8 protein-coding genes are annotated in these 14,148 nt (G+C 50.3%); 6 read left to right on the top strand and 2 right to left on the bottom strand.

What is annotated here, in order from left to right:
- The first annotated feature begins 13 nt into the window (after positions 1-13).
- From ACUN2T_RS18550 to ACUN2T_RS18530, 5 genes are all read left to right on the top strand, one after another.
- Complete coding sequence (locus tag ACUN2T_RS18550; protein WP_445494477.1) at positions 14-667, top strand: hypothetical protein; 654 nt, start codon at positions 14-16, stop codon at positions 665-667.
- A 4-nt stretch (positions 668-671) separates the two neighbouring features.
- Positions 672-3,143, top strand: a complete 2,472-nt coding sequence (locus ACUN2T_RS18545; protein ID WP_445494476.1) for a pentapeptide repeat-containing protein — start codon at positions 672-674, stop codon at positions 3,141-3,143.
- A 578-nt stretch (positions 3,144-3,721) separates the two neighbouring features.
- Positions 3,722-5,644 (top strand): type VI secretion system Vgr family protein, encoded by a 1,923-nt coding sequence (locus ACUN2T_RS18540; protein ID WP_445494474.1) that lies wholly within the window; start codon positions 3,722-3,724, stop codon positions 5,642-5,644.
- A 44-nt stretch (positions 5,645-5,688) separates the two neighbouring features.
- Positions 5,689-6,135, top strand: a complete 447-nt coding sequence (locus ACUN2T_RS18535) for a DcrB-related protein (protein WP_445493691.1) — start codon at positions 5,689-5,691, stop codon at positions 6,133-6,135.
- Positions 6,136-6,157: 22 nt separating this feature from the next.
- Positions 6,158-10,753: an RHS repeat-associated core domain-containing protein gene (locus ACUN2T_RS18530; RefSeq protein WP_445494473.1), complete on the top strand. Its 4,596-nt coding sequence runs from the start codon at positions 6,158-6,160 to the stop codon at positions 10,751-10,753.
- Here the strand turns inward: ACUN2T_RS18530 and ACUN2T_RS18525 are convergent.
- A complete protein-coding gene (locus ACUN2T_RS18525) occupies positions 10,750-12,015 on the bottom strand; it encodes an IS4 family transposase (protein WP_323840803.1) in 1,266 nt (421 codons plus the stop codon). The genes ACUN2T_RS18530 and ACUN2T_RS18525 overlap by 4 nt on opposite strands.
- A gap of 132 nt (positions 12,016-12,147) precedes the next feature.
- On the opposite strand from ACUN2T_RS18525, the gene ACUN2T_RS18520 reads away from it, so the two are divergent.
- Positions 12,148-12,432 (top strand): hypothetical protein, encoded by a 285-nt coding sequence (locus tag ACUN2T_RS18520; RefSeq protein ID WP_445494472.1) that lies wholly within the window; start codon positions 12,148-12,150, stop codon positions 12,430-12,432.
- 57 nt (positions 12,433-12,489) lie between these two features.
- Here ACUN2T_RS18520 and ACUN2T_RS18515 read toward each other — a convergent pair whose 3' ends face one another.
- Entirely contained in the window at positions 12,490-12,675 is a 186-nt protein-coding gene (locus tag ACUN2T_RS18515) for a DUF7706 family protein (protein WP_445494471.1), read from the bottom strand.
- Positions 12,676-14,148: the final 1,473 nt, after the last annotated feature.

Raw genomic sequence — 14,148 nt, 5'->3', positions numbered from 1 at the left:
GCAAGGAGGAGTTATGGACGCAGATATTCAAATTTTGGGTACTAATGGCGTGAATGGTGCTGATGGAGCCAATGGCGCTGATGGTCAACGGGGTGTTGATGGTCAGAATGGTTCTCGCCACAAGCCACCCACTGCCGGTGGCCGAGGTGGTGATGGTCAACCCGGTCAGAATGGCCTGGATGGTCAATCTGGTTCTGGCTGGTGGTTTGCCCTGCGTTGTCATCTTTTTGACGTACAGAGTGTGGTGCGTATTAGCAATAGTGGCGGTAGTGGCGGTAATGGTGGTACGGCGGGTTATGGCGGCAATGGTGGTGATGGCGGTAATGGTGGCCGTGGTAGTTCATCATCGTCAGGGATGCCGGGGGGTACTGGTGGTAACGGTAGCAATGGTGGAAATGGAGGCAATGGCGGTGATGGCAGCGATGGCGGTAATGTTTGGGTCAGATATGTCCAGACTAGCTTACCGAAACCGGTAGCTGCCACTTCTGATGGCGGGGATGGCGGCGTCGGACAGCCAGGTGGCGCTGGGGGGATTGCTGGGCGCGGTGGTGTAAATGGTGATGGTTCACATGCACCCGATGGGGGATATGGCAGTGGCGGTATTAGCGCCAGTGGTGGTCAGGCCGGGAGAGCTGGAAAGGTTTCTATAGTTCAATCAAGAGGATAATGACATGAGTGAATCCAGATCTTTTGCCGGTAAATGGCAATTTGCAGCGGCTTCTGGCCAACTGATTACTGTTCAGGCGGATGGTACGCTCAGCCTTTCAGCCAAGCAATCAGGGGCGATAAACCAAATGATTAATGCTTATGGCATTACTCACTTTTGGTTACAGGCGGGCAATGGTCAATACTTGGCCGCGAGCGGTAATACACCTCAAGCTAATCAATCGCGCAATGGCGCGGTTGCCGAGATCCGGTTGGAAAAGATGGGATCTGGATTTCGCCTGTGTCGTATCAGTAGCAGTGGCAACAGCTATTTGGTGGCGCAACAATCTGGGTTGGTCTGGCAGGCGGTCAGTGACAATCCGCCCCAGACAGCCCAATTTACTCGTACTATCGTGACAAAAGACTTGGAATTTCTAAAAGATTGGGGAGCGATGGGCTCAGATCTGCGCTTAGCTTATCTTGCCGAAGAAAATTTGAATGATATGGTGATGATGGCCGTCGATTTGTCCAATGCTGACCTGCGTGGTTCGACATTGCTTGACACTGATTTAACTAATGTCAAAGCTGATGGTTGCAATTTTAGTGGTTGTGATTTGAGCAAAACTGATCTAACGAGTATTCATGGTAAAAATACGCTTTTTGAAAAGTGTATCGTGGGTGGTAATACCAATATGCCTGACGCTGAGCTACCGAACGCCATTTTCCGTGGTTGTAAGAGCAGTGGTGGTCAACCGGTATTGAATCGTCTAAAAGCGCCCGGTGCGGATTTCTCTGGTGCAGTGTTACCTTCAGTGATAATGGAGAATGCCGATTTATCTCAGGCAAATCTGGTTAATGTTGATCTCAGCGGATCCAGTCTGGCTTCCTGCAACTTTACCAAGGCAATCATGACGTTGGTGAATTTGCAAAATACCACCTTGCAGGCCTCGGATTTTAATCAAGCCACGTTAGTGGGGACTGATTTTACCGGGGCGAATATCAATAATGTTAATTTCAGTGGCGCTAATTTGACCAATGCCCGTCTATCGTTAACCACTGGTTATAACCAACTAAACCTCAGCGACAGTACCTTATTAGCGGCGGTACTGACAGAGATGGATCTGGTTGATGCCACGATTACCGCTAAGACTGATTTTACTCAAGCACAGATGGATGGGGTCAATCTGAGTAAGCAGAGGTTGGATCAGGTCATATTCCTGATGGCATCGATGAAGAAGGCGAATTTGGATAATACATCACTCAATGGAGCTGTTTTGGTAGGCGCTAATCTAGCTGGTGCCACTATCTTGGGTAATGTTTCTTTAGTGGGTGCGAATTTGTCCAATGCGAGTTTGGAGAATGTTAATCTGACCGGTGCTCAATTTGGGGCCTTATCCACAGTGACATATCTGGATGAAGCCGATACTCAGTCGCTGGATAACCAGCAACTACCCAAACAATTACGTCAGCGGTTGTATCAGGGTAAGGCGCTGATTAACGGCCGGACGGAGGTGTTGGTTCGTCAGCCAGGCCAAAACTGGTTGGTCGAACATGAGGGTAAACCGCTATTTATCCACCGTCAGAATGGGCAATTAGATGTTGCACAAGACAATGGTGGCAATGCTGCGATTCTTGCCAACACGTTTATGCCTAATGCTATCCTGACTGGCGCTAATCTCTATGCGGTTGATATGTCCGGCGTTCATTGGTACGGCAGCAACGCCAGAGCCGACAACGCCAATCTGGAACAGGTCAACTTGTCGAATGCGAACTTAGCCACCATGAATTTCACTCAGGCGCGGTTATATGGGGCGAATTTATCCTATGCCAATCTGGTGGGAACTAACTTTAGCAAGGCAATGCTGGAACCCACCCAAGGTCTTAAACCGGCATCTCTGGCCTTTGCTTCAATTCAGGGCACTATCTTTACTGAAGCTAAACTAACCGGTGCTAATTTGACTAATGGTGCAGTGGCTTTGCCGTTTGAAGAAGCGGGTAATAAGTTGGCAGGTGTTCCCTTGTTCAGTGCGGCGCTTGAGCTGATGAGTTCATTAGATAGTGGCGTGATATCAAAGGAATTGCGTCAGGTATTTACCGATAACGGCTATAGCCTGTTGTCTAATGCCAAAATCATCGAAAAACAAAATGATCAATATTGGATTATCTCCAACCAGCCGCCGGATACTGATCTAAGTTACCGAGGATATTGTAACTTCATTGTGATTCAGGTTAGTGAGGTCGGCAATAACCATCTGCAAGTTTGTGGTGGATCGCCATTACGTATCATCCGCACTGCGGCTGACAATACATTACAACCGGTTAATATCGCTTTTGGGGTGACAATGGATATCACTCAGGCGATGGATGGTGCCACCACCTGCCCAAGTGGTTTGCGTTATCAGTTACTGAATAGTGGTATCAGCTATCAATCATTGATGACACCGGGATTACCTCCGCATCCGCCGAAATGTATTCCCAGTCCGACGATTTGGTGTTGATAAATAAGCACAATAATTTGGTAATCGACTGATCGGAGTAAAGAATATCACAATGGATATCAATATGATGAAAAGCGAGAATATGTCGATTGTTATTATCGGTATGGGGTGCCGTTTTCCGGGGGGCGTTAGCTCCCCAGAAGAATGTTGACATCTGTTGTGTGGTTCAAATGATGCTATGTAAAGCTCCGGTTATTTAGGTAAATTATTGGAAGATATTTCGTGATTTACGTCACACTTTTAAAACTGATCGGATATTAGCCAGCCAAACAAACGAGACACCGTAAATTTTTTGTTATATTTTACCGATCAGATATTAAACAGATAAAACTGGCGTATTATTTATTGTTACTGTCTCTTCGGTAACCAATGCATAACAGCCCAGGTTACCTGCTTGATGTACTCAATGAAGGTGATCACCAAGACTATCAGCAACAGACTGCTAGCCACCTCATTGGCTTCATATGCTTTCCCAAGGCGGTCTGTTTACCCCCTTGATTATTAATGACTACACGCAAAAAACCGCCGGACCGAGGGTCCGTGCGTTGAATATCCTCATGAAAAATTAAGGGGACGTGATGTCATTCCAGAAAAATCCACCCAGACCATCGGGCGCTAAACACCTTGCCGACCGGCTAAAGACGCAAAGCGCCGGCGGCTTACTCTTTACCCTCACGGCCGGTGAATTACCGCCTGAAACCTTTGTCGTCGCCGGCTTTTCACTCAATGAAGCCTTCTCCACCCCTTTCAGCCTGAACGTCAGTTTAGCCAGCGCCGACCCGGCCATTGATTTCTCTGCGGTCCTCGATAACAGCGCCACCCTCTCCATCCTGCGCGCCGGCAACATCGAACGCACCGTCACCGGCATGGTCGCCCGCTTTGTTCAGGGCAACACCGGCAAACATCAGACCCGCTATGAGATGACCCTCCGCCCCGATATGTGGCGCACCACCCTGCGCCAGAATTCCCGGATTTTTCAGCGGCAGGATATCAAAACCATCCTCACCACCCTGCTCAAAGAGAGCGGCGTCCGCGATGTGGTGTTCCGCCTGCGCCATCCGCACCCGGAGCGGGAATTCTGCGTCCAGTACCGGGAAACCGACTTTGACTTTCTGCACCGGCTGACCGCCGAAGAAGGCCTGTTTTACTTCTTTGAATTCAACGAGAATAAAAACACCCTGGTGTTCGCCGACGTGGCAGGTGCCCTCGCCACAGGCCCGGTCCTGCCCTATCACCCCGGTGAAGCGACCGACGCGTCGCAGCTGTGCGTCACCACCCTGACCCGGCAGGCGCAGGTCCGCCCGGCCTCTGTCGAGCTCAAAGACTACACCTTTAAAAACCCGGTCTGGGCCGCCGAGTTTCGCCACCATATGCGGGAACAAAACCTCCAGCACACCGGCTATGAACACTTCGATTTCCCCGGCCGCTTCAAAGACGAGCAGCACGGTGCCGATTTCACCCGCTACCGGCTCGAAGCCCTGCGCAATGACGCCCTGACCGGCCACGGGGACAGTAACCACGCCGCGATGCAGCCGGGCGTGCTGTTCACCCTCACTGACCATCCCCGCGATGACCTCAACCAGCTCTGGCAGCTGGTCAGCGTCTCCCACAACGGCAGCCAGCCGCAGGCGCTGGAACAGGCTGGCGGAGAGTCAGGCACCATCATGAGCAACCAGTTCACCTTTATCCCGGCGCATCAGCACTGGCGTCCGATGCCGGCGCGCAAACCGGTAATGGACGGCCCGCAGATAGCCAAAGTCGTTGGCCCGGCCGGCGAAGAAATCTTCTGTGATAAATACGGCCGTATCCGGCTGCAATTCCTGTGGGACCGTGACGGCCAGAGTGATGACCACAGCTCCTGCTGGATACGGGTGACGCAACCGTGGGCCGGTCAGGGCTGGGGCATGCTGGCCATCCCGCGTATCGGTCAGGAGGTGGTGGTGGACTTTCTCAACGGTGACCCGGACCAGCCGATTGTCATCGGGCGAACGTATCATGCCAGCAACCTCCCGCCGGGCACCCTGCCGGGCAGCAAAACCCAGATGGCCTTCCGCTCAAAAACCCACAAGGGCGAAGGCTATAACGAACTGCGTTTTGAGGATGCCAAAGGCAGTGAAGCGCTGTCGCTGCACGCGCAACGGGATATGCATACCCGGGTGAAACATCGCCAGATACTGACCGTAGAAACCGCCGACCGGGAGATTACGGTTCAGGCCGGGGATGAAAAAACAGCCATTCAACAAGGTAACCTGATGGAAACCATCTGCCAGCTGCGCAGCACCGAAGCCAATCAGGTACAGGTCAAGGCCAGCGCCGGTAAAGCGGGAGACGGCACTCAGCTGTATGAAGCCAGCGACAATATTACGCTGACGGTCGGCGCGGGAAAAATCGTGATGACCAAAGAGAGCCTCAAACTCGTCTTTGGCGGGGATGCCAACAGTATTGAAATCAACGCAAGCGGCGTCATGGTGCTGGGCGGCAACATCAATATGAACAAGTAACCCGGATACCCCCAACACCTTAAAATAATTATCAGGACCCCATCATGACTCAGGAAACCCGCTTCATCCCGTTCCACTTCAATGCCGGCACGGTAAACGTGCCCCACGACTGGCAGGATGTCAGCATGCTCGTCCTCAGCAGCGCCGATGACCCCCACGGCAGCAGTTTCACCCTGTCCCGCGATACCCTGCCCTGGGGGCTTGATTTTACCCAGTTTGCTGAACGGGAAATCCACTCACTCGGCCAGAAACTGAAAAACTATCAGGTTATCGCTCAGGAAACCGGGGAGCTGAACGGCATGACCACCGTCACCGCCGAGTTCAGCTGGACCTCGCCACAGGGCCCGCTTCATCAACTGATGATGCTGCTTCATCTGCCGGAACAGATAATCATCCTGACCGGCACCTGCGCCGGGACCATGACGCCGGCCCAGCATGAACAGATGAAGGCCATGATGACCTCATTTCAGCCCCGTCGCCATGACAGCTAATCACCGCCGGGAGTAAATTACCATGAGTTTATTGATGATGGCCTGGCTGGGGGCCGGGGCCGCGCAACGCGCCCGCCCCACCGGGACCGACCGGCAGGACAATACCCCGCCACCAACAGAAGGCACTTCGCCCGCCGATACGGTGCTCAACTATCTGGAAAGTGAGGATTTTCAATACCATTCGCTGGCGGTAGCGGGCATGTATACCGCCGGTGTCGGGGGGCCGCCCGCCTTACTCCCGCTGGCAGCGGGGGTGGCCGCCGGAAAACTGGGCGCTCAAATTGGCCATGAAGTCGGCACAACGGTGACCCACGGAGTCATGTCCTTATTCGGCCATCACACCATTGCCACCGAAGGCCAGGTGCCGGCCCGGACAGGGGATGCGATTGCCCATCAGAACAAAAGCGCCGCATTATGGGGGGCGCTGGGTGGGGTGTTACTGGGGGCCCTGGCCGCCGTGACGATTGCCACATTAACGGTGGCAACCGGTGGACTGGCGTTAGCGGTGGTCGCCGGTGCGGCTGCGGGACTCGCCGGGGGCTACGTTGGCGGGGTGATAAGCAGTGCGGGGGCGGCACTCGGACAGTATGGTGCCAATAAGGGCACGATTATCGGGGGCTCCCCGAATGTCTTTTTTGAAGGCCAGCCGGTGGCCCGTCAGGGTGACGAAATTGTGTGCAGCGACCACCCCGGCCCGATAGTGATTGCGGAAGGGGCAAAAACCGTATTTGCCAACGGCAAACCGATTGCCCGCTCAGGCCACCGCACCACCTGTGACGCCAATATCAACAGTGGTGCCGCCTCCCTTGCCGTGACCAGCGAAACCGGTAATGCCCTGACTATCCTGACCGAAAGCAACAAAGACCTGCGCTGGCTGGTTGCCATTGCCGGCGCCCTGCCGCTACCGCCTGGCCGAAAAGGCCACGCCGAGAAAGCGAAATCGGGGGCAGAACCCACCCCCTCGGTGAAAAAAACCGGCAAAGCAACCGAGACAACGCCCAGTGCCAGTGACCCGGTGGATGTGGCGACCGGCGACTTCTTACAGGTCTGGCCGGTGCTCGCCCTGCCGGGGCTGTTGCCGCTGGCGCTGAACCGGGTGTATCGCTCGACGGCGAACTTTTCCGGGCTGTTCGGCCCCAAATGGGCGGATGACTGGTCACAACACCTGAGACGGGACGGCGAGGAGACCCATTTCACCGACGCGGAAGGCGTGATTTACACCTTCCACACCCCGACAGAACACGTTTTCTCGGTCAACCTGTATGCCGGTCATTATCTGCTGTACGGGCAACTGAGCGGTGAACTGCACCTGTTTAACCGCCGCACTCAGCACACCCTGAGTTTTACTCAGAGACAGGGCGATAAACGTTGCCTGTCAACGACAGAAGACCGCAACGGCAACCGGACCGTGTTTCGTTACGATGAGACCGGCCGCCTGGCGGATATCGTCCATGCCGACAGCGCGGAACTGGTGTTGCACTATGAACACCGGCAACTGACCGCCATTGACTGGCTGCATCAGGGGCAGCGCCAGCGACTGGTCACCTGTCGCTATGACAGCCAGGGTTACCTGGCAGAATGTGAGTCGTTTCAGTTTAATCATTTGTGGCATGAATACAGCCCGCCCGGCTACATGACCCGCTGGCATGACACCGATAAAACCGACGTGACCCTGCATTATGACACCCGGGGCCGGATAACCGCGCTTACCACCCCGCAAGGCTACTGGCAGGACCGTTTTGACTATGATGACGAACATCGGGTGACCACCTATTTTGATGCCGAAGGCGGATGTACCCGGTACGAATATAACGCGGACGGGCTGGTCACCCGGGCAATAAACCCGCTTGGTCATGAAACCCTGACCCGGTGGGACTTTGGTCACAAAGTCGCGGAAACCGACCCGCTGGGCCGGACTGCCACATTTGAATACAGCCCGTACGGGGAACTGATGCTGTTCACTACGCCGGCGGGAGACAGCACCGCTTACCACTACGACGAATACGGACAGCTAACCCGGCTCACACCACCGGACGGGGAAAGCTGGCGATTTCACTACAGCGACCGGGGTAATCTGGACGCGGTCACCGACCCGCAGGGCCGGCGGGAAGAGTTCCGGCACGGGGAGCACGGTGAAATCCTGCGCCATGTCCTGCCCGATGGTCGCCACTGGCATTACAGTTATGAACAGCAGCAATTAAGTGAAGTGATTGCCCCGAACGGTTGCGCCACGCAACTGGCCTCTGACGGACTGGGCCGGCTCCTGAGCGTCACCGATGCCCATAACCAGCAGACCCGCTATCACCACAGTGCCTTTCATGCCAGCCCGGCGGGCAGTGTCAGTGAAATCCACTTACCGGACGGGGTTCGCCAGACGATTGACTACGACAGTGAGCGGCGCGTATCAGCGGTGACCGACGGTGCCGGGCGCACCACCCGGTATACCTATGACGCCTTTGACCTGTTGAGCCGCGTCACCCGCCCGGATGGGACGGCCCTCACCTTTGCCTACGACAGACTGACCCGCCTGACCGCGGTGACTAACGCCACTGGCGAGACCTACCGTTACACCCGTGACCGGGCCGGGCGGATTATCGGTGAAACTGATTTTACCGGGCGCACGATTCAATATCAGTACGATAACGCCGGACGCCGCATCACCGCCCGTTACCCGAATAATCAACTCTTACGCTGGTGCTACACCCCGGAAAACCGCATTACCCGGCAGGAAGTCTGGCAGGAAGAAGATGAACAGTGTCAGCGGGTTTCGGTCACAACATACGACTATAACGACGCCGGCCAGCTTATCCGCGCCACCAACCCGGATGCGGTGGTGGCATTTGAATACGATGAATCGGGCAACCTGACGGCAGAAACGATTAACGGGCGGACGGTGACCCATGAGTGGGATACCCTGAGCGGTTTACCGGTCAGCCGGCAGGGGAACAACCTGCCGGCCCTGCACTGGGACTATGGCCCGCCAGGTCAGGTCACCCGTTTTGGGTTGGAAGGCCACGCGCCGCTGGATATTCAATATGACGGCCTGGGACAGGAAACCGTGCGCCGCAGTGACGCCGGCTTTATTCAGGCGCAATATCACACGCCTGCCGGGTTGCTGGCGCATCAGGCGGCCGGCCGCAATTCCGCACGATTCAGGCAGGCATTGCAGGAAGCCGACCCGCATCATCCGCCGTTTGGCAGTGAAGTGAACCGTCACTGGTATTACACGCAGGCGCACCATGTCGAGTGCATAAAAGACGACCGCTGGCAGGAAACCCGTTACGGGTACAACGCCAACGACCAGATAGTGGCGGCTATCTTTAGCGGCACCCCCTGGGCGCGTGAAGAGCAGTTCATTTATGACGCTAACCAGAATATCGGTCACTACCAGCGAATACCGGAATATATGAACGAACCGGTGCGTCAGGAATATCAGGAGTATCAGGCGGCCCGGATGGAACGCCGTGGAGATAACGCCTTCCGCTATGATGAAAATGGCCGAATGGTGGAAAAAACCGTCCATAAATATCAGTACCGGTCAAGGACATTCTGTTACCACTGGGATGCGCATAACCAGCTGACCGGGTTTATCACGCCGGAAGGGACCCGCTGGCGCTATCGCTATGATGCCTTTGGCCGGCGTATCAGTAAACGCAAGGAAGTGGACAGCACGCTGGAAGCCACCAACCTGAAACGGTGGCTGGACGGACTGCCGGACCTGACACTGAAACCGACGGCGATTATCGGATACGATTACCTGTGGAGTGGTGACCAGCTGATAGAAGAGACGCCGGTGTATGCAGACGGCACCGTGGGATATGAGCACAGCATTCACTGGTTATATGAACCGGGAAAACTGACCCCCTCGGCGCGTTATGAACAGGGGCAACTGCACTATGTGGTCAGTGACCATCAGGGAACCCCGCGGGAAATATTAACGGAAGCAGGAAAACTGGCCTGGGCCGGGCGGCTGTTCACCTGGGGCGAACCGGAGTTCTGGACCGTCTCAGTGCGGAAAGAGGAAACGGTCAGCTGCAATCTTCGGTTCTGTGGACAATATGAAGATGAAGAAAGCGGTTTATTTTATAATCGGTTCCGGTATTATTCGCCAGAGACGGGACAGTACCTCTCGCCTGATCCGATTGGATTAGCAGGGGGTCTGAACCTGTATGCGTACGTGCCGAATCCGGTGTCGTGGATTGACCCTCTGGGGCTAACCCCAACAATAACAGGTTCTACAGCGGGAGGAATGTTCAGAACGACTTCTGCTTGGAGAAATCGTTATGGCCCTGCTTCAATGAGAGAGCATCATCTAATACCCCAAGCAATGATGAAAAACGATGCTTTTATGTTCCAAATGAAAGTAGCCGGAATTTCAAACCCAACAGATTACATTCATCGTCAAATTTCACGAATTCCAAATGCTCAACATATTAATGTTCATGATGCAGGATGGAATAATCAGTGGAAATCATGGCTTGATCAAAATCCAAACTTCAGCCAAAAGGATCTTCAGAGCAATATAAAAGACATGATGAAAGAACATAAAATCCCAGGCTCATCAAGAAATTATGCAAGAAGATACGGGCGTAAGTGTGGCTCATATACAGGATCTTAAGAATTAAGTCGTTCAAAACACGCATCCAATGTTTTGTTTTTAGACGACTTTCTTTGCGGTGTTTTGAATGCATTCTGGGATAAATAGGCTTTGGCTTTTTCCAGCCAAAAACACGTTTCCGACCATGCCCTTTGGAGGAGATTTTCTATTATGGGTTTTAACCAGATCTCCGTATTTTGGGCCGCTTTAAGCAGTGAAACCGCTGGGAATAATCGCCTTGCCAGCGAGCGTCTGAGCAACAACGCTAATAAGCTCAGCCAGATAAGCCCCGTGACCAACGTTTCTTTTCGTGTCGTAAACCGGTGCCAGTTCGTGTGTGATTTGAGTTCTTTAAACAACAGTTCTATTTGCCAGCGGCAACGATAAATATCCATGATGTCATTGGCTGTAAATTCCTCGACTGATAAGTTAGTCAGCCAGAGACAGAAACGTTTTTCTTCAGCAAACCAACGGCGGATCAGGCGAAACTCATAGCCATTACGCCGACAAATCAGATCCAACACCTCAGAACGATTCGTTCTGCGTGTCACGGATTTCAGGGGCTTATCGGACAGCTTCGATAAGATTTTTCCCTGACCATTGCGTGCCCTGATTATTTGGGGATTAAGCGATTTACCGCCCCGCACAATAAACGAACCGCCTGAGCGTGAGAGTTGTTCAAAATACTCAAAATCGACATAACCGGCATCCGCTAATAATAATTGGTCATGCAATGTTGCCGGAATAGGCAGGTGAGTCCGCTCAGAGGCGGTATCTGCAGTAACAGCCATTTTCACGGGAGACTGGGTTAATAATGACAAGGTCATGTGACATTCCACTGCCGCTGCGGTTGCCTGAAATCGACAAGGAAAAACATCAGCCAGTGCCGAATGGACTTTAAATGAACTGCCATCCTGTAAAATAACATTTTGAAATTTGGCGAGTTTTTTGGGCAGGACGAGGTGCTTTTCAGCCCATTGTGCCATGGCAAACCTGACCAATATTTTGACAAATTCAACAAAAGCCGCTTTCCGTAGCTGATTATAAAAAGGACGGTAGCTAACGTGTTGTTTTTCATCGGGGCACAGGCCATTAAATTTTTGGTGTAGCTGAGCTATAGACGTCACTTTCCCCGAACTGAGCGCTGTGATAAGACTGAGAATAAGCGTATGAGGCTCGATATTTCTCACGCGCTGAATAAACCCGCAGCGAAGCGCCATTTTTTGCAAAGAAACGTCACTGAAGAATTGCATTAATTGGTGTTTTATAGCGATAATCGTCACAGGCTTCATCCGTGGTTTTGGTATTAGTTTGGCGACGATTATCAGATCATAAATGAAGCCTTTTTTCTATCTAAAATATACAGTTACTGCTTAAGAGCCTGTATATGAAGTGTGGCTAGTAAAATAAGGAATATGATGAGATCTCAACAAATCTTCCAGAAGGCACTAATATTATTGGACAGAGGACAGCTTGAACGTGGGGCTGAAGTCCTTAGAGAAGCTATAAATTTGTCTGAAATTGATAATGATATTATTACTTTAATTCAATCTTTAATATGTCTTGGCGATTTGCTTTACGAGTCTAATTCAAAAGCAGAAGCTAGAATATTATTGGAGAGAGCACTGACTTATAATAGAGATGATGATTTATTAGCATATGAGTTTGAAAGAGCTAAAGAACTGCTTTCCCAGATGTAAATTTTTAATTTAAAAATAGCCGGAAAGATCCCTGTGATCTTCCGGCCTTCTTGTGATTTATCTTGGCGAATACCCATGGTAAGCCAGAGCGGATTGAAGCTTAGAAATCGCATCTTTGATCTGATACGCTTCCTCGTCATTCGCTGTACAGGCGCGTATCTTCGCCCAGTTCAGCCGCTTAACCAGTTGGGCCAAGGCCAGCGCTTCAATGTGGGTTAAATGTACTTCCTTTTTTGTGGACAATATGAAGATGAAGAAAGTGGTTTATTTTATAAAAGGACAGTTAATGGCATTTAATAGAAAATCATTAACCATTAATCGCAAGTTGAAAAGGAAACACACGTAAAAAGATATTATCCAAATAGATGGGTAGTAAAGCGCTTTCTCGCCGATTATTTAACAGCGTCAGTAAAGATAAAATAAATATGATCTGCGTTCATTAAACATAATCCAATGATGATTAAACTTAACAAAAAACCAGTATTAAAAAGGGTAGAAACAACAGTTAAAACTTTATGCCGATTAAAACCAAAAGTTAAAAAAATGACTTTTAATAGTAGCTTAAACCCTGCCCATCATAAAACTCAGGGGGGATTCACTTTATGTTTAGTTCATTTATACGCGATTCTATACCCCACTTATTTTACATTTTCCTGAACTACCTAATCATTTAAAAATGCGAATGCCAACGCATTAAAGCTTTTATATCAAGGACGGATTTAACTCAATAAATACCACTTATCAAAAGGACAATTAATTACATTCAATCGAAAATCATTATCCATTAATCGCAAGTTAAAAAGAAATCGCATGTAAAAGGATATTATCCAAACAGATGGGTAGTAAAACGCTTTCTCGCCGATTATTTAACAGCGTCAGTAAAGATAAAATAAATATAATCTGCGTTCATTAAACATAATCCAATGATGAGTAAACTTAATAAAAAGCCGGTAGTAAAAGGGGCAAAAACAACAGTTAAAAAGTTATACCGATTAAATCCATCCGTTAAAAAACAACGTTTAATAACAGGTTGAATCCTGCCCATTATAAGCCTCTGAACTGGTTCACACTTTTTTACCCTGTCCTGTTTAATTCATTTATCCGCGATTCTATACTCCACTTATTTTACATTTTCCTGACCTGCCTAATCATTTAAAAACGTGAATAACAAAGTATTAAAGTTTCATATCAAGGGCAGATTTAACTCAATAAATGCACCTTTCTAAAAGGACAGTTAATGGCATTCAATCGGAAATCATTAACCATTAATCGTAAGTTGAAAAGAAGTCATACATAAAAAGATATTATCTAAATAGGTGGATATTAAAGTACTTTCTCGCCGATTATTTAACAGCGTCAGTAAAGATAAAATAAATATGATCTGCGTTCATTAAACATAATCCAATGATGATTAAACTTAACAAAAAACCAGTATTAAAAAGGGTAGAAACAACAGTTAAAACTTTATACCGATTAAAACCAAAAGTTAAAAAAATGACTTTTAATAGTAGCTTAAACCCTGCCCATCATAAAACTCAGGGGGGATTCACTTTATGTTTAGTTCATTTATACGCGATTCTATACCCCACTTATTTTACATTTTCCTGAACTACCTAATCATTTAAAAATGCGAATGCCAACGCATTAAAGCTTTTATATCAAGGACGGATTTAACTCAATAAATACCACTTATCAAAAGGACAATTAATTACATTC

Source organism: Photorhabdus machadonis (assembly GCF_052657765.1).
The sequence above is the reverse complement of the archived record's forward strand: the minus strand, read 5'-3'. Positions and strand labels throughout refer to the sequence as shown.